Origin of the sequence: Rheinheimera texasensis, assembly GCF_964031785.1 — a bacterium.
Taxonomy (GTDB): domain Bacteria; phylum Pseudomonadota; class Gammaproteobacteria; order Enterobacterales; family Alteromonadaceae; genus Pararheinheimera; species Pararheinheimera texasensis_A.
In genome coordinates, this window is record NZ_CAXIRE010000009.1 from 42,503 (window position 1) to 58,718 (window position 16,216).

Here is a 16,216-nt window from a genome sequence, read left to right on the forward strand (position 1 = left end):
CTACCCTAACGCAGTGTTTTGACAGGATTTCAACAATGTTTACACCCGTAATTATGGCCGGTGGCTCAGGGACACGTTTATGGCCACTTTCTCGCGGCAATTATCCGAAGCAATTTTTGGCGCTGACCGGCACAACCACAATGCTGCAACAGACCCTGCTGCGGTTAAAAGGCCTGGCACATCAGGCACCTTTACTGATTTGTAATGAAGACCATCGTTTTATTGCTGCTGAGCAAGTTCGGCAGTTAGGCATCAGCGGTGCGTCGATTCTTCTGGAGCCGGTTGGCCGTAATACCGCGCCGGCTATTGCGCTGGCAGCGTTACAGGCCACGGATACAGATCCGGATGCATTGCTACTGGTGCTGGCCGCCGACCATGTGATTGAAGATGAGGCAGCGTTTCGCGCTGCGGTACAACAGGCAGAACCGCTGGCAGCCAGCGGTAAACTGGTCACCTTTGGTATAGTGCCGACAACGCCGGAAACCGGTTATGGCTATATCCGCCGTGGCGTCAGCACGGGCAGCGCCTATCAGGTGGATGCGTTTGTCGAGAAACCCAATCTGCCGACCGCACAGCAGTATCTCTCGAGCGGCGAATATTACTGGAACAGCGGTATGTTTATGTTCCGCGCCGACCGTTACCTGGCGTTACTGGGGCAATATCAGAGTGCGATGCTGGCCGCCTGTACTGCAGCAATGGCGGAACTGAGTCCGGATTTAGATTTTGTCCGGGTGAAAAAAGCCGCCTTTGAAGCCTGTCCGGACAATTCGATTGATTACGCCATTATGGAACCGCTGAGCCGGGATGAGCCAGAGAGCGTCGTGGTGGTGCCGTTAGCGGCTGGCTGGAACGACGTGGGTGGCTTTGCTGCGCTGTGGCAGGTCAGTGGCAAAGACAGCGACGGCAATTGCCATCAGGGGGATGTCTGGTCGCAGAATAGTCAGAACTGTTACGTGCGCAGCGAACAACAGCTGGTGGCGACTGTTGGTGTGCAGGATCTTGTGGTGATCAGCACCAAAGACGCAGTGCTGGTGGCGCACAAAGATCAGGCGCAGGATGTCAAACACATTGTCGCGCAGCTCAAAGCCAAGCAGCGGCCGGAAGTGACTTTCCACCGCGAAGTATACCGGCCATGGGGCAAATACGATTCAGTCGATAACGGTGAGCGTTTTCAGGTCAAACGCATTACGGTTAAACCTGGCGCGAAGTTATCGGTGCAGATGCATCACCACCGCGCAGAGCACTGGATTGTGGTGTCCGGTACCGCCAAAGTCACTATCGATGGGGTTGATCAGTATCTGACGGAAAACCAGTCGGTTTATATCCCGATCACTGCCGTGCATGCGCTGGAAAACCCGGGCAAAGTGCCGCTGGAGCTGATTGAGGTGCAGTCCGGCTCTTACCTCGGTGAAGACGATATAGTGCGGTTTGAAGACAGATATGGGCGGGCCTGACATGTACCGGAAAATTAGTTGTGTCAAAGCGTACGACATCCGCGGCCGGCTCGGTGATGAATTAGACGAAGATGTGGCCTACCGCATTGGCCGCGCCTTTGGTCAATATCAGCAGGCCAAAACTGTGGTGGTTGGCGGCGATGTTCGGGCGACCTCCGAAAGCCTGAAATTGGCGCTGGCCAATGGCCTGATGGACGCCGGCGTGGATGTCATTGACATCGGCATGACCGGCACTGAAGAAGTTTATTTCGCCACTTTCCATTTAGGCGTGTGCGGCGGTATTGAAGTGACCGCCAGTCACAATCCGCTCGATTACAACGGCATGAAGCTGGTGCAACAGGGCGCGAGGCCTATCAGTGGCGACAGCGGCTTGTTTGAGATCAAAGCCATTGCCGAGCAAGGCGAATTTACGCCGGTCGCCACACGCGGCCAGTACCGGCAGCAGTCGGTGTTAGCGGATTTTGTCACGCATTTGCTCGGTTATGTACGTCCGGCGCTAATCCGGCCGCTGAAAATTGTGGTGAATTCTGGCAATGGCGCGGCCGGTCATGTGGTGGATGCGCTGGAAGCGCGTTGCGGGGCTTTGGGCTTACCGCTGCAGTTTATCAAAGTGCATCACGAGCCGGATGCAACCTTTCCAAACGGTATCCCAAATCCATTGTTGCCAGAAAACCGCGCTGATACCTCTAACGCGGTGCTGGCACATCAGGCCGATTTTGGCGTGGCCTGGGATGGCGATTTTGACCGCTGTTTCCTGTTTGATGAGCAGGGCCAGTTTATCGAAGGTTATTATATCGTTGGGCTGCTGGCGGAGGCCTTTTTGCAACAGCATCAGGGCGCACGCATTATTCACGACCCGCGCCTGACCTGGAACACTATCGATTTAGTGAAGCAGGCCGGCGGTGAAGCCATTCAGTCGAAAACCGGTCATGCTTTTATCAAAGAACGGATGCGGCTCGAAGATGCTGTCTATGGCGGCGAGATGAGCGCACACCACTATTTCCGTGATTTTGCGTACTGTGACAGTGGCATGATCCCCTGGCTGTTGGTGGCTGAGCTGATGTGTGTGAAACAACAGCCACTGTCTGCGTTAGTTGCTGAACGCATCGCCGCTTTTCCTTCCAGCGGCGAAATCAATTTCACTATTGCCGATCCCAAAGCTAAGCTCGCGGAGATCCTGGCGCGCTATCAGCCTTTGGCTGACAAGCTAGATACCACCGACGGTATCAGTCTGGAATTTTCCGACTGGCGCTTTAACCTGCGCAGTTCCAACACTGAGCCTTTGGTGCGGCTGAATGTTGAAAGCCGCGGCGATGTGGTGCTGATGCAGGCAAAAACCGCCGAACTCTCGGCGTTGTTGCAACAAGGCTAAGCCAGATGACTGACGCACCTGTGGACGACATCCGCCAGGACCCGGCTATCCAAAAGTTGCTGGAGCGGATGCCCGCTGAGGTGCAGCAAAGCTTCACTGAGGCGCAGCTGAGCTACTTACGGGTGGCGTTGGGGGCGCGGCAGTGGGGCAAACACAAGCTGGACGTGCGCGGTACGCTGGGGCTTGGCAGCTGGCGTTATTATTATGTGCTGGTGGCAGGGCGTAATAAACGTAGTGAGTATCGCAGCCATAAAACCGGATTATTGGTCAAAGCGGTGTTTCTCAGCGTTTTGTTGATCCTGAGTAGCGTATTGGGGCTGCTGGTGCTGTATCTATTAAAGTCGGCGCTCGGGATTGACCTGTTTGCCGATTTTTCGCTGGGGATCTGGGGCTGGTTTCAGTCTTTGTAGTTGTGCGGCGATGCAACAGCGCTTTTCTGTTGCATCGACACCGAATAAAGGTTTAGAGGCTGATTTCCAGCCGCTGTACCACCACGCTATCTTGTTCTTCATCGTCTTCTGCCAGTAAACCAACAGGTTTGGCCGGTACCGCTTCTTTGTCAAACGCCATGTCGCCGGCAAATTCTGCGGCGCGCTCTTTACTGACAGCAGCGAAATCAAACAGGTTTTTATCGACCATGTGTGAAGGCACAATGTTTTGCATGGCCTGGAACATGGTTTCGATGCGACCCGGAAAACGTTTATCCCAGTCCTGCAGCATTTCTTTCACCACCTGGCGTTGTAAACCGTCCTGCGAACCACAGAGGTTACATGGGATGATTGGGAATTCGCGGGCGGTCGAGTATTTTTCGATGTCTTTTTCCCGGCAGTACGCCAAAGGCCGGATCACGATATGTTCGCCGTTGTCGCTAATCAGCTTCGGTGGCATTGATTTCATTTTGCCGCCGTAGAACATGTTCAGAAACATAGTTTCAATCATGTCATCTCGATGATGACCCAGCGCGATTTTGGTGGCGCCGAGCTCATTAGCAGTGCGGTACAAAATGCCACGGCGCAGCCGGCTACACAAAGAACAAGTGGTTTTGCCTTCGGGGATCTTTTCTTTGACGATGGAGTAGGTGTCTTCAGTGACGATTTTAAAATCTACGCCAATGCCGCTTAAATAGTTGGGCAGCACTTCCGCCGGGAAACCGGGTTGTTTCTGGTCCAGATTAACCGCCACAATGCTGAAATTAATCGGCGCAGATTGCTGCAGGTTCAGCAGAATGTCGAGTAAGGTATAGCTGTCTTTGCCGCCGGACAGGCAGACCATGATTTTGTCACCTTCCTCAATCATGCCAAAATCAGCAATGGCCTGGCCAACGCCACGACGCAGTCTTTTATGCAGTTTGTTCAGATTGTATTGCGCTTTGGCTTCGGCAGAATGTGACATGGTGGGACCCAGGCTATAAAAAGGCGCACATTATAGCGGATCAGCGCCGCTTGCCAATTCCCTTTGCAGCAAGCGGGCCTGGTTTTTCTGCCAAATCTAGTGTTCTGTTTTCAGCGCCAGTACGTCACAGTCCAGCCGGTCTATTACGTGTTCGGCAGTGTTGCCAATAATAGCCGCTGACAGACCGGTGCGGCCTATAGTGCCAATCAGCACCATCTCAGCATCGAGTTCTCTGGCTATGCGTGGGATCACATCTTCCGGCATGCCTTCAAGCACATGCACAGCGTCGCTGGTGATATCAAATTGCCCGGCCAGTGCGTTGGCCGCTTCCACATGATGATGGCGCATGCTGTCGTTGTATTCGACCGGGTTAAATTCGGGGATCTCAATCGCCACGTGAATAGGTGTGCCGGGGTAAGCGTTGACGAGATGGACTTTGGCCTTCAGCATGGCGGCCATGGCTTTAGCCTGGCGGATAATCAGTTGATTCAACGCCTTATGATGGGCTTTTTCACTGCCGGCATTTACGGCCGCCAGGATGTTGCCCTGTTCCGGCCAGGCATGTTCTTTCACCAGCAACACCGGGCAAGGGCATTTGCGCAGAATATGCCAGTCAGTTGGGGTGAAGATCATTGACTTGAGTACATCGTGGTCGTGCGTGCCTTTAATAACCAGGTCGTAGCCATGTTCGGTCACAGTTTGCACTATGGCTTCAAACGGGCGGTTATGCCAGACCACTTTGACACTGCAGGCGATGCCCTTACTCCGCGCCTGCTGCAGCAATTCCTGGATCCAGATCTCCCGGTCAGTGATCACGGCCTGACGCATCGACTCCCGCTCTTCGCCGGATAACATCGTGGTCATTTCATAGGAAAAGTCATAGATGGATAAAAAGGCGGTAAGTTTACAGGCGGTATGTTCCGCCAGTTCAATGGCCCGGGCCAGGGCTTTTTGCTGTTCAGTGCCGGGGTCCAGCACGACCAGTACATCCTGATAAGTTGCCATCGTCATTCTCCTTTGCATTCACAGATCTGATTCAGTGTAGCTAAGTTAAACCGGTTCGGAACTGCCGATGTTGTGTTGGATCAATACGGTGGCGATTGGTTCCCGATGCTGAACACAAAGCAAAATCTGGAAATAAAAGCAGGGACTACATACTGCGTTGGCCTTAGAAGGTGAGTGCCATGGACGGCAGCGAATAAAAAAACCGCCAAACGGCGGTTTTTCAGAAATGGCGGCTTAGCGGCCTATTTGTGCCATACCGGCGACGCGGCTGAGTTCTTCGAAATTTGTAATGCTGATAAGTTTGCCATCCACATGGATCAATTCGTCTTTGTGAAAACGACCAAGCAGGCGGCTGATGGTTTCAACGGTTAAACCCAGGTAGTTGCCAATTTCGCCGCGGGTCATGGTCAGACGGAATTCTTTACGGGAAAAGCCGCGGCTGCCAAAACGTTGTGCCAGATTGGTGATAAATGCAGCTAGTTTTTCTTCGGCAGTTTTGCGGTTCAGTAACAGCATCATCTGCTGATCACCGTGGATATCCTGACTCATCAGGCGCATCAATTGCTGACGTAGTTTAGGCACCTGATCTAACAGCTGGTCGAGGTTATTAAATGGGATTTCGCAGACCATGGCGGTTTCCAGCGCCTGCGCATAGCTTGGATGTTGTTGATCGCCAATAGCGTCAAAGCCAATCACATCGCCTGGTAAGTGAAAGCCGGTGATTTGTTCTTCACCCTGTTCGGTCAGTGTATAGGTTTTGAATGAACCGGTGCGCACCGCGTACAAAGCCTGCAAGGGTTTGCCGGCTTCAAATAAATGGTCACCTTTATGTGACGGGCGTTTGCGCTGGATGATTTGGTCCAGCTTATCCAGTTCAGAGTCGTTGAGTGTGAATGGCAGACACAGCTGGCTGAAGCCACAGTGCTGACAGTTAATACTTGAAGGTGAACTCATCGCAGGTTTCCAAACTCCATCCAAAGTACGCCCAGCTTAAAAAACCACAGCACGAAGTGCAAGGTAAATTGTCTGAAATGCGTAAGCGGCGAGCAGGGCGGCAAGGATAAAACGCAGCCACTGCTGTTGCTGTAACCGGCGTAGCAGGTCTGCTGCCTGGCCGGCCAATAATACCGCCGGTAAAGTGCCAAGGCCAAACAGTGCCATCCACAGTGCGCCGTTGACCGCTGAGCCGCTGCCAAGGCTCCAGCTCAGCGCCGAATAGACCAGACCACAGGGCAAATAACCCCAGCATAGGCCATAGGCATAGGCCTTCAGCGGCGAATCCAGCGGTAATAACTTTTGACTGATCGGCTGTACCAGGCGCCATAGCCGTTTACCGGCTTGTTCCAGTTTGAGTAAGCCAAACCACAAGCGGCTGATATAAAGCGCCATCGCTAACAGCATCAGGCCGGCAAACAGCTGCAAATATTGCGGCAGCAGGCCGGTGCTGCCGACCATAGCTGCGCCAACACCACCGAACAAAGCACCGGCCAGGGCATAACTACTGATACGGCCAAGCCCAAGCGTCAGCTGTAACAGGCTCCGTCTGGCGCGCGAGGGCGGCATCAGCATTTGCAGGGCGCCGGCCATGCCACCGCACATCAGCAGGCAATGCGCGCTGCCAAACAAACCGACAAAAAATGCGGCGAAAAGCTCAGGATTCACGGGACTGCGGGGGCTGTTGTTCGTCAGGCTTGGCGGAAGCAGCTGGTTTCTCGTTAAACAGAATACTGAAGCCTTCTTTATCGAGGTCATCAAACTGTTTGGAGCGTACCGCCCAAAAAAACACTGCGATGCCGATCATCACGAAGATAATGGCGATAGGGATCAGGACGTAGATAATACTCATGCTTTGAGCAACCGTAATGAATTAGACACCACCAGCAATGAACTGCAGGACATGCCGATCACTGCGACATAAGGCGACACAAAGCCGCAGACCGCCAGCGGAATAATAACCAGATTGTACCCGGCTGCCCACCACAGATTCTGCTTCACTACCGTGCGGGCACGGCGCGCGCCGTCAATCAACATTTGCAGTTGTTGCAAATCGTTGTGCAGCAGCACCACATCAGCCTGATTTTTTGACAATTCAGTGCCGCTATCCAGCGCCACCGACACATGAGCGGCGTGGAAACAGGGGCTGTCATTAATGCCGTCGCCTACCATCAACACGGTTTCGCCCGCTTGCACCGACTGTTGAATGGCTTCAACTTTTTGCTCCGGGCTGCAGCCTTGCCACAGTTCTGTGATGCCGAGCTGGCTTGCAACAGCCGGCGCTGCGGCAGAGCCATCACCGGTCAGGATGGCGAGCTTTAACTGGCGTTGCTTAAGTGCAGTGACCAGCGGCTCGACTTCAGGCCGTAGCTGGTCAGCCAGCTGCACTGTGGCAGCCAACTCGCCATCGATACTGAAACAGACCTGAGCGCCGGCAAAGCGTGGGTCTTGTGGGTCCAGACCACAAAATTCCGGCCGGCCAATCCGTAGTAGTTGCTGCTGATACCAGGCAGACAAACCTGCACCGACTGTAAGATTAACCTGTTCCAGGGCAACAGGCTGTTGGAAATATGGGCTAAAAGCTCTGGCTATCGGATGTTCGGATTGTTGTTCCAGATTGGCCATCAGATTCAGCAGCTCGGTTTGCTGATAGTGCTGGCTGAAGCTTTGCACCGCAGTCAGACTAAAACGGCCTTGGGTTAAAGTGCCGGTTTTATCGAAGAAGATTTTGCTGAGTCTTGGCAATACATCGAGCACATGTTGGTTTTTAATCAGAATGCCTTTGCGGTTTAACTGGGCCAAAGCACAAGTGACGGCAGTCGGAGTGGCGAGGCTCAGCGCGCAAGGGCAGGTGGCGACCAGCACTGATAATGTGACCCAGAAGGCGCGGTCGGCATCAATCCAGAAATACCAGGCACAAAATGTGACAGTGGCGATTACCAGCAGGCGCTGCACAAAAAATCGCGCGATGCGGTCAGTTTTTTCCAGCAGCGCCGGTTTTTGATGCAAAGTTTGTTGCTGCAGCGCAATGATCTGGCCAAGCCGGGATTCGGTCAATGCGCTGCGTACCCGCACCACCAGAATGCCGTCGTGATTGATACTGCCGGCCAGCACCATGTCGCCGCTTTGTTTACTGACAGCTTTATATTCACCGGTCAGCATCGACTCATCCACTGAGCTGACGCCACTTTCGACCACGCCGTCGGCCGGAATGGTTTCACCGGCTTTGACCAGGATGTGGTCACCGCTTTGTAAGCGCCGCGCTGACGTGGCTGTGCCATGTTCGCCGTCCCACAGCGTCGCGCTGACCGGCATCACTTTGAGCAAATTACTGGTGGCGTCACGCGCCTGTTTGCGCGCACGAAATTCAAAAAATTTGCCGAGCTGCAGCAGAAACACAAACATACAGACCGACTCAAAATACACTTCGCCGGTATCAAACACTGTGGCGTACAAAGACGCAATAAAGGTGTAATAAAGAGCCAGTGTGATAGGCACATCCATATTAAGCTGGCGGGCTTTTAATGCGCGCCAGGCGCTGCTACTAAACGGCAGGGCGGCGTAGGCCATCACAGGTAAAGTCATTAGCAGACTGACCCAGCGCAGGTAACCTTCATACTGGGCTTCAATGCCGCTGAATTCGCCAAAGTACAGGCCAAAGGCCAGCATCATTACTTGCATCGTCATAATGCCGGAGACTGCCAGACGCTTCAGATAAGCGTTCATTTCCTGGCGGAAGTTCTGTTCTTCTAAATCGGCGACGAAGGGACTTGCCTGATAACCCAGTTCAGTGATTTGGCTTAATAACAGACTCAATGGGGTGATATTGGCATCCCAGACCAGCTCGCAGCGGGCGGTGCCGGAATTAACGCTGACCCTTTTCACAGCAGGGTTTTGTTGCAGCTGACGTTCGATCAGCCAGGCACAAGCCGCGCAGCTCATGCCATTGACAGACAGTTCAATGCGCTGGGCATCGCCGATTTGTTCAGTCAGTTCCTGCAGCACTTCTGTGCTGTCATAACTTTGTAGCTTGGCTTTCAGTTCAGCAGGGACAGCATTGGCCTTGTTGGCGGCTTTACTGCGGAACTTGTAATAATCACTTAAACCTTGTGCGACGATAGTTTCGGCCACAGCCTGGCAGCCGGCACAGCAAAACACCTGCGGCTGAGACAGTACTTCACAGTGATAATCGGTACCGGCCGGTACAGGTTCGTGACAATGAAAACAACGCTGTTGCAGCATGAGACTGTCTGAATTCTCAATAGGTCAGTTTAATGGCATCTGTTGCCGGCAGACTTAACGAAGCCCGCAGCTTCCATTGGTTTGCCTGGTCGTGTACAACCAGGTTCCATTTGCCGGTCGGTGTCACCGGCAGCTCGGCGATGTACATGGATTCACCGCTGCGTTCGGCGATGACTTTAAAATCTTTACTGGCGATGGTGTTATGCACAAAATCCAACGCAAGTTGTTTATCCAGCACGCTACTGGCTTCAAAGGTCAACACGGCTTTATTGCCAGCTAACAGTACTTTGGCGTGCAAATTACGTGCGGCCGCTTCACGGTAGCGTGACAAATTCTGGTTAATTGCTTTACCTTCGGCGTAATAGTCGTCGACGACTAAATCCGGGCTTTGCTGGTTCATGATATAAACAGTATGGACGGCTTTGAGGATTGAAAACACTGGCAGACTGATCAGGATCCAGGGCCAGACTTGTTTATACCAAGGTTTTGACATCACAACTTCTTTCCTCATCTAACTTCAGGCAGATAAAACGAAGCCCCGCGAGGGGGCTTCAATACAGTGCCGGGCTCAGCAAATTATTTTGCTTCATCCGGACGTGACAACCGATAGACGTATGCCGCGATCACGTGGATTTTATCTTCACCCAGACGCTCGCCAAAGGCTGGCATCTGACCATTGCGGCCGTGCTGCAGCGTTTGTTCGATAGTACCGGCTGAACCACCGTATAACCAGGTGCTGTCGGTCAGGTTTGGTGCACCAAATGGCAGGTTATGGGCCAGCGAGCCTTTACCATCCATGCCGTGACAGGCCGCACACATACCAAACTTGGCTTTACCTGCAGCTGCGTCTTTGTCGTTGACTTTACGGCCTGACAGACTCAGTACATAAGCGGTCATCTCTTTCACGCCTTGCTCACCTAAGGCTTCGCCCCAGGCAGGCATCGCGGCTTTACGGCCATGACGCAGAGTTTCGACGATCTTGTCGGCAGTGCCGCCATATAACCAATCGTTATCGGTCAGGTTCGGGAAGCCACGCTGACCACGGGCATCTGAACCGTGACACTGGGCACAGTTTTGCAGGAACAGACGTTGACCAACTTTCAGTGCATCTTTATCAAATGCCAGTTCTTCGATTGGACGGCTGGTGTACTTGCCAAACTCTTTGGCAAAAGTGCCTTCAGCTTTGACGTATTCGGCGTCCAGCTGTGACGGAGTGCCAGCAGCTTTGTTCGCTTCAACCGCAGCTTTGGACTCAGCCAGAGATTTGACACCCTGGTTTGAGCTGGTCCAGCCAAACAGGCCTTTCCAGTTGCCAAGACCAGGGTAGGCGGCAAAGTAATACACCGACCAGGCGAAGGTGGCGTAGAACATAATGGTCCACCACTTTGGCAGCGGGTTATTGATTTCGGAAATCCCGTCAAATTCATGACCGGTGGTTTCGTTTTCTGCAACGCCAACATGGTTCTTCAGGTTCCATGTCAGCAACACGAAGCATACAACCAGACATGCCAGTGTTAATACAATGATCCAAGCACTCCAAAAGCTACTCATGATCCGACTCCTGTTGTTGTTTTTGTTGTGGCTTTTGTTCGTCAGCAAAAATTGCATTGGCGGCCTGGTCAAAATCTGGTTTGCGTTTTAACACAAAAAGCCAGAACACCAAGGCGATAAAAGCCACAAAAATAATCACGGTGAAAATGCTGTGTAAAGTGACGAAGTCCATGGTAATTACTTCAGTGCTGTGCCCAGTGATTGCAGATAGGCAATCAGGGCCTGCATTTCAGTTTTACCTTTCACGGCTTCTTGCGCAGCAGCAATTTCTTCTGCTGAGTACATCACGCCGTCGGCATCGTCCTTGTGCATTTTGCCTTTGGTCAGCACGTTAAATGTTGCCATTTTTTTCGCGGTCAGTTGACCATCCAACACTGTGCTATCCAACCACGGATAACCAGGCATATTGGACTGAGGCACTACAGAACGTGGGTCCATCAAGTGGGCATAATGCCAGTCATCACTGTAACGGCCACCAACACGGGCCAGGTCAGGACCTGTCCGTTTTGAGCCCCACAGGAACGGGTGTTCCCACACACTTTCACCGGCAACAGAGTAGTGACCGTAGCGTTCAGTCTCATGACGGAACGGGCGGATCATCTGACTGTGGCAGTTGGTACAACCCTCGCGGATAAACACATCACGACCTTCCAGCTGCAGGGCAGTGTAAGGTTTGAGGCCATCCACAGGTTCGTTGGTTTCGCTGATAAACATCAGCGGTGTGATCTCGACCATAGTGCCGAAGCTAATCGCGACGACGGTCAGAATACCGAGCCAGCCAACGTTCTTTTCTACTTTATCGTGATAATTCTTAGACATGACCGACTCCTTATGCCGCTTCTGCGATTGGCTCTAACGTACCTTGTTTGGCACGTACAGTTTTAATCACGTTGTAGGCCATAACCAGCATGCCGGCGACGACGAAACAACCACCGATGAAGCGCATCAGGTAGAACGGATAAGAAGCTTCCAGTGACTGGACAAAGCTGTATGTCAGAGTGCCGTCAGTATTGACTGCACGCCACATCATGCCTTGCATAATACCGCTGATCCACAGCGCAACGATGTACAGAACTACGCCGGTGGTGTGTAACCAGAAGTGGGTGTTAATCAGTTTGATGCTGTACATGCGGCCTTGCGCAAATACTGCCGGGATCAGGTGATACAGCGCGCCGATTGAGACCATCGCAACCCAACCTAAAGCACCGGAGTGAACGTGACCAACAGTCCAGTCTGTGTAGTGAGACAGCGCGTTTACTGATTTGATTGCCATCATCGGGCCTTCAAAAGTTGACATGCCGTAGAAAGACAGAGAGACAATCAGGAAACGTAAGATAGGGTCAGTTTTCAGCTTATGCCAGGCACCAGACAGCGTCATGATACCGTTGATCATGCCACCCCAGCTTGGAACAAACAGAATCACCGACATCACCATACCGACAGACTGAGTCCAGTCAGGCAGAGCGGTGTAGTGTAAGTGGTGTGAACCCGCCCAGATGTAAAGCGCGATCAAGGCCCAGAAGTGCACCACAGACAAGCGGTAAGAATACACCGGACGGCCAGCTTGTTTAGGTACGAAGTAGTACATCATCCCCAGAAAACCAGCCGTTAACAGGAAACCTACTGCATTGTGACCGTACCACCATTGCACCATCGCATCGATGGCACCGGCGTAAATGGAATAAGATTTGGTCAGTGATACCGGGATCACCATGCTGTTGACGATGTGCAGCGCCGCCACAGTGATAATAAAACCGCCATAGAACCAGTTTGCCACGTAAATGTGACTGGTTTTGCGTTTCACCAGAGTGCCAAAGAACACCACCGCGTAGCTGATCCAGACGACAGCAATCAGTAAGTCGATTGGCCATTCCAGTTCTGCATACTCTTTGCTTTGGCTGATGCCCTGCGGCAGAGTGATAGCTGCAGCGATAATCACAACCTGCCAGCCGATAAAAGTAAACATGGCAAGCTTTTCAGCAAACAAACGAACCTGGCAGGTCCGCTGCACCACGTAATACGACGTGGCGAATAAGGCGCTGGTACCAAACGCGAAAATTACCGCGTTGGTGTGAAGAGGACGAAGACGGCTATAAGTTAACCAGGCAGTATCAAAGTTCAGTGCTGGCCAGTAAAGTTGTGCCGCAATTAAAACACCCACGCTCATGCCGACTATGCCCCACAACACTGTTGTGAGTGCAAATAGGCGGACAACTGTGTAGTTGTAGTCAACATTTAACGATTGTGTATGGCTCATGTTGAGTTCCGCTGCAGTTTTTTGCTAGTTAGTAAATGAAAACACCCGAGGGCGACCTTTCTTATTTTAGATTTGCCGTAACTGCCGCCAAACCACTGACTCAGCTCGCTTTCACAGCCCATCTTTGCGCCGGATCATACGAGCTTTACCCCTAAAAAGATAGGCGAATGCGCCGGTTTTATGATTTAGAACAATGTTGCTGCTCAGAAAATATTCAATTGAAGCAACAATTTCCGGCACGTCGGAATTAGGATAGAATAATGGTCCACGCTGTAAAGGTGATTCCTGATGGATTTGAAAATTGTTGTGCTGATGTTGCTGTTTTGCTGTTGCCATGCCTGTACGCCACAGTCGCCGGCAGACGACAGTCAGCGCACTGTGATCAAGCAAACGACCAGCGTTCAGAAGCAAATTCAAGAAAATATTGAACTCATCTACCAGCCCGCGCGGATGCTGACAGAATCACCGCTTGCCCTGGATGTGCAGACGCCTGCTGAATGGCAGCTGCAATCAGCGCGATTGGTCGGCATCAGTATGGAGATGCCTGTATTACCAATGTTTTTTACTAAAACAAATGCGACAGCAGTCACTGTTGCCCGCTGGCAGACGCAGTTTTTACTGGGCGCCTGCGCTGATGAACAGATGACCTGGCGGCTGGAGTTAATATTTAAAGACGAAAAAGGCGCTGTGCAGCGCCTGTCTGATGAGTTTCAGGTGCACCGGCGCTAAGCCGGGTATGCCGTCAACTTCTGGCGATCGTCATTTGTAAATTCAGTGCGCTTTGGTCCGTGAGCGCCAACCGCGCGGTTTCAGCACAAATAAACTTCGACCACTGGTCCGGGCCTACCTCTTTCGCAGCACTGCCTTTGGCCTGTCCCGGATTCCAAATCACCGAAGCATCATGGCCAGCTTGCTGCAACAAAATAGTTGCCGGCGTCTGCACTGTTAATAAGGCCGCGGTGTGTTGATAAATACGATCCATTTCTAAGCCAAATTGCAGTGCGGAGTTACTGTCTTCCGGCAGCACTTTATTAATAAATGTGGCCGGTAATGGCGCCACAGTGGCCTGACGGACATCGTCGCAGGCAAAGTAAGTGTGCAGCGCCGCCTGTTGTGCGGTTAAATCAGCGCAGTGCAGATGCAGGTGCAGGCCGTTGTGACTGAGCAGATACTGACACTGCAGCCGCACTTTACCGCTATGCCAGGGAATATTGTCAAATTCAGCCTGCAGAATCAGCAAGGCATGGTCGCTGCAGCTTTCATCAGCCACTTGCTGCCACATGGCCGTGCGCGCCAGCCCGTGATTTGGCACCGCTTGTGTTGTCAATTCCGGGTGCGCCGGGCCAAACCAGGGCCAGCAAATCGGCACGCCGCCACGAATGGGCTGCTGCTGTTGCCAGTTTGTGGTTGGGGATAACCAGAGTAATTCTTCACCGGCTTTTTGCAGCGACAGTACTTGTCCGCCGTATAGCGAGACAACAGCGCTGTAGTCGGCAAAAGTAAAACGAATGCAGGGTAAAGCACTGAGATGAGCGTAACCGTCCAGATGGATAAAATTGGCCATAAATTGAAGCTCTTAGAAGTGAAATGCGCTTTGATTGTGTGCTGTACATTCAGCTTAAGCAAGCGCAGGTTTGCAGAATTCCACTGGTCGGTGCTGCTGAGAAATTTGTGAGTCTGTAGAAACAACAAAGGCGACCGCGGTCGCCTTGTGTTTGTGAAAGTCTGCTTAAGACTTCATCAATTCTACGGTGTTGTCGAGCATACGGTTAGAGAAACCCCACTCGTTGTCGTACCAGGCCATCACTTTGACCAGACGACCGTTCACGCGCGTTTCGGTCGCATCAAAAATCGATGACATCGGGTTGTGATTGAAGTCAACTGATACCAGCGGCAGGTCGTTGACTGCCAGCACCTGATTCATCGGGAACTGTGCTGCTGCATCTCGGATGATTTGGTTCACTTCTTCTATCGTCGTTTCGCGACCGGCGATAAAGGTTAAGTCAACTAAAGACACATTAATAGTCGGTACCCGTACCGCTAAACCATCGAATTTGCCTTTTAATGCCGGCACCACCAGACCCACAGCAGCAGCTGCGCCGGTTTTGGTTGGGATCATCGACATGGCCGCAGCGCGGGCACGGCGTACATCTGTGTGGTACACATCAGATAAACGCTGGTCGTTGGTATAAGCATGGATAGTCGTCATCAGGCCTGATTCGATGCCGAGAATGTCATTCAGCGGCTTGGCAATTGGTGACAGACAGTTGGTGGTACAGCTGGCGTTAGAAATGATGGTCATTTCCGGAGTGATCACATCGTGGTTCACACCATAAACGACAGTGGCGTCAACATCTTTCGCCGGAGCAGAAATAATCACTTTTTTCGCGCCAGCAGTCAGGTGGGCACCAGCTGACTGGCGATCAGTGAACAGGCCGGTACATTCCAGCACAACGTCTACTTTTAAATCAGCCCAAGGCAGATTCGCCGGATTGCGTTCACTTAAGGTCAGGATCTCGTCCTGGTTGACGTAAATTGCTTTGTCAGAATGCTCGACATGGGCGGCAAAGATACCGTGAGCCGTGTCGTACTTCAGCAGGTGTGCGTTGATCGCAGCGTCACCTAAATCATTAATGGCGACGACTTTGATGTCGTATGACTTCTTACTTTCATATAAAGCACGTAAAACATTGCGGCCGATGCGGCCAAAACCATTAATCGCGACACGAATTGTCATAAGTCACCCCTGATGCTGACGAATTGTGTAGTAAAATTACATGTTTTTGCGCCATTTTCAAGCGGAAATTTGTTATGCAATCGTATTTATGTAATTTAATGACATAATCCGCAATTTTGCCATCGACGCTGTTTTTTAAAGTCTTATACTGCGGAGAATTTAAAAAAGTCAGTAAGCCGGCGCCGGGCACAGAACCCCTCGATTAAAGCCGG

Annotated in this window: 17 protein-coding genes; 4 read left to right on the top strand and 13 right to left on the bottom strand. The window is 52.1% G+C overall.

The genetic code is table 11. From position 1 onward, the window contains the following. Window positions 1–35: 35 nt before the first annotated feature. From ABNT34_RS02045 to ABNT34_RS02055, 3 genes are read left to right on the top strand one after another with little or no spacing between them, the layout of a single operon-like run. Complete coding sequence (locus ABNT34_RS02045) at window positions 36–1,454, top strand: mannose-1-phosphate guanylyltransferase/mannose-6-phosphate isomerase (RefSeq protein WP_348728362.1); 1,419 nt, start codon at window positions 36–38, stop codon at window positions 1,452–1,454. Between the two features lies 1 nt (window position 1,455). Beyond that, a complete protein-coding gene (locus ABNT34_RS02050) occupies window positions 1,456–2,826 on the top strand; it encodes a phosphomannomutase CpsG (RefSeq protein WP_348728363.1) in 1,371 nt (456 codons plus the stop codon). A 5-nt stretch (window positions 2,827–2,831) separates the two neighbouring features. Continuing rightward, on the top strand, window positions 2,832–3,236 hold the full coding sequence (locus ABNT34_RS02055) for a 3-phosphoshikimate 1-carboxyvinyltransferase (protein ID WP_348728365.1): 405 nt from the start codon (window positions 2,832–2,834) through the stop codon (window positions 3,234–3,236). A gap of 52 nt (window positions 3,237–3,288) precedes the next feature. Here the strand turns inward: ABNT34_RS02055 and ttcA are convergent, their stop codons facing one another. The 11 genes from ttcA to ccoN form a co-directional block, all read right to left on the bottom strand. Beyond that, entirely contained in the window at window positions 3,289–4,218 is a 930-nt protein-coding gene (ttcA, locus tag ABNT34_RS02060; protein ID WP_348728367.1) for a tRNA 2-thiocytidine(32) synthetase TtcA, read from the bottom strand. A 96-nt stretch (window positions 4,219–4,314) separates the two neighbouring features. Continuing rightward, the gene (gene uspE / locus ABNT34_RS02065; protein ID WP_348728369.1) at window positions 4,315–5,223 is read right to left on the bottom strand and encodes a universal stress protein UspE; all 909 of its coding nucleotides are present in this window, start codon (window positions 5,221–5,223) and stop codon (window positions 4,315–4,317) included. A gap of 234 nt (window positions 5,224–5,457) precedes the next feature. After that, the gene (gene fnr, locus ABNT34_RS02070; protein ID WP_348728371.1) at window positions 5,458–6,177 is read right to left on the bottom strand and encodes a fumarate/nitrate reduction transcriptional regulator Fnr; all 720 of its coding nucleotides are present in this window, start codon (window positions 6,175–6,177) and stop codon (window positions 5,458–5,460) included. Between the two features lie 36 nt (window positions 6,178–6,213). Continuing rightward, window positions 6,214–6,885, bottom strand: a complete 672-nt coding sequence (locus tag ABNT34_RS02075; RefSeq protein WP_348728373.1) for a sulfite exporter TauE/SafE family protein — start codon at window positions 6,883–6,885, stop codon at window positions 6,214–6,216. Next, on the bottom strand, window positions 6,875–7,069 hold the full coding sequence (gene ccoS / locus ABNT34_RS02080) for a cbb3-type cytochrome oxidase assembly protein CcoS (RefSeq protein ID WP_348728375.1): 195 nt from the start codon (window positions 7,067–7,069) through the stop codon (window positions 6,875–6,877). The genes ABNT34_RS02075 and ccoS overlap by 11 nt, the downstream gene beginning before the upstream one ends. Beyond that, entirely contained in the window at window positions 7,066–9,459 is a 2,394-nt protein-coding gene (locus ABNT34_RS02085) for a heavy metal translocating P-type ATPase (protein WP_348728377.1), read from the bottom strand. The genes ccoS and ABNT34_RS02085 overlap by 4 nt, the downstream gene beginning before the upstream one ends. A 16-nt stretch (window positions 9,460–9,475) precedes the next feature. Continuing rightward, window positions 9,476–9,952 carry a FixH family protein gene (locus tag ABNT34_RS02090; protein WP_348728379.1) on the bottom strand — a complete coding sequence of 159 codons (477 nt, stop codon included), beginning with the start codon at window positions 9,950–9,952 and terminating at the stop codon, window positions 9,476–9,478. A gap of 83 nt (window positions 9,953–10,035) precedes the next feature. Further along, complete coding sequence (gene ccoP, locus ABNT34_RS02095) at window positions 10,036–11,010, bottom strand: cytochrome-c oxidase, cbb3-type subunit III (RefSeq protein ID WP_348728381.1); 975 nt, start codon at window positions 11,008–11,010, stop codon at window positions 10,036–10,038. Continuing rightward, entirely contained in the window at window positions 11,003–11,182 is a 180-nt protein-coding gene (locus ABNT34_RS02100; RefSeq protein ID WP_348728383.1) for a CcoQ/FixQ family Cbb3-type cytochrome c oxidase assembly chaperone, read from the bottom strand. Before ABNT34_RS02100 ends, ccoP begins: the two co-directional genes overlap by 8 nt. A 5-nt stretch (window positions 11,183–11,187) precedes the next feature. Continuing rightward, on the bottom strand, window positions 11,188–11,829 hold the full coding sequence (gene ccoO / locus ABNT34_RS02105) for a cytochrome-c oxidase, cbb3-type subunit II (protein ID WP_348728385.1): 642 nt from the start codon (window positions 11,827–11,829) through the stop codon (window positions 11,188–11,190). Between the two features lie 10 nt (window positions 11,830–11,839). After that, window positions 11,840–13,267 carry a cytochrome-c oxidase, cbb3-type subunit I gene (gene ccoN, locus ABNT34_RS02110; RefSeq protein WP_348728387.1) on the bottom strand — a complete coding sequence of 476 codons (1,428 nt, stop codon included), beginning with the start codon at window positions 13,265–13,267 and terminating at the stop codon, window positions 11,840–11,842. A gap of 288 nt (window positions 13,268–13,555) precedes the next feature. Between ccoN and ABNT34_RS02115 the strand changes: the two genes are divergently transcribed. Then, complete coding sequence (locus tag ABNT34_RS02115; RefSeq protein WP_348728389.1) at window positions 13,556–13,996, top strand: hypothetical protein; 441 nt, start codon at window positions 13,556–13,558, stop codon at window positions 13,994–13,996. Window positions 13,997–14,009: 13 nt separating this feature from the next. Here ABNT34_RS02115 and ABNT34_RS02120 read toward each other — a convergent pair whose 3' ends face one another. After that, the gene (locus ABNT34_RS02120; RefSeq protein WP_348728391.1) at window positions 14,010–14,831 is read right to left on the bottom strand and encodes a D-hexose-6-phosphate mutarotase; all 822 of its coding nucleotides are present in this window, start codon (window positions 14,829–14,831) and stop codon (window positions 14,010–14,012) included. 165 nt (window positions 14,832–14,996) lie between these two features. Continuing rightward, the gene (gap, locus tag ABNT34_RS02125; RefSeq protein WP_348728393.1) at window positions 14,997–16,004 is read right to left on the bottom strand and encodes a type I glyceraldehyde-3-phosphate dehydrogenase; all 1,008 of its coding nucleotides are present in this window, start codon (window positions 16,002–16,004) and stop codon (window positions 14,997–14,999) included. Window positions 16,005–16,216 lie beyond the last annotated feature (212 nt).

Coding starts and splice junctions, on each gene's coding strand:
- ABNT34_RS02045 (WP_348728362.1), top strand. CDS start 36: ATGTTTACACCCGTAATTATGGCCGGTGGCTCAGGGACACGTTTATGG.
- ABNT34_RS02050 (WP_348728363.1), top strand. CDS start 1,456: ATGTACCGGAAAATTAGTTGTGTCAAAGCGTACGACATCCGCGGCCGG.
- ABNT34_RS02055 (WP_348728365.1), top strand. CDS start 2,832: ATGACTGACGCACCTGTGGACGACATCCGCCAGGACCCGGCTATCCAA.
- ttcA (WP_348728367.1), bottom strand. CDS start 4,218: ATGTCACATTCTGCCGAAGCCAAAGCGCAATACAATCTGAACAAACTG.
- uspE (WP_348728369.1), bottom strand. CDS start 5,223: ATGGCAACTTATCAGGATGTACTGGTCGTGCTGGACCCCGGCACTGAA.
- fnr (WP_348728371.1), bottom strand. CDS start 6,177: ATGAGTTCACCTTCAAGTATTAACTGTCAGCACTGTGGCTTCAGCCAG.
- ccoS (WP_348728375.1), bottom strand. CDS start 7,069: ATGAGTATTATCTACGTCCTGATCCCTATCGCCATTATCTTCGTGATG.
- ABNT34_RS02085 (WP_348728377.1), bottom strand. CDS start 9,459: ATGCTGCAACAGCGTTGTTTTCATTGTCACGAACCTGTACCGGCCGGT.
- ABNT34_RS02090 (WP_348728379.1), bottom strand. CDS start 9,952: ATGTCAAAACCTTGGTATAAACAAGTCTGGCCCTGGATCCTGATCAGT.
- ccoP (WP_348728381.1), bottom strand. CDS start 11,010: ATGAGTAGCTTTTGGAGTGCTTGGATCATTGTATTAACACTGGCATGT.
- ABNT34_RS02100 (WP_348728383.1), bottom strand. CDS start 11,182: ATGGACTTCGTCACTTTACACAGCATTTTCACCGTGATTATTTTTGTG.
- ccoO (WP_348728385.1), bottom strand. CDS start 11,829: ATGTCTAAGAATTATCACGATAAAGTAGAAAAGAACGTTGGCTGGCTC.
- ccoN (WP_348728387.1), bottom strand. CDS start 13,267: ATGAGCCATACACAATCGTTAAATGTTGACTACAACTACACAGTTGTC.
- ABNT34_RS02115 (WP_348728389.1), top strand. CDS start 13,556: ATGGATTTGAAAATTGTTGTGCTGATGTTGCTGTTTTGCTGTTGCCAT.
- ABNT34_RS02120 (WP_348728391.1), bottom strand. CDS start 14,831: ATGGCCAATTTTATCCATCTGGACGGTTACGCTCATCTCAGTGCTTTA.
- gap (WP_348728393.1), bottom strand. CDS start 16,004: ATGACAATTCGTGTCGCGATTAATGGTTTTGGCCGCATCGGCCGCAAT.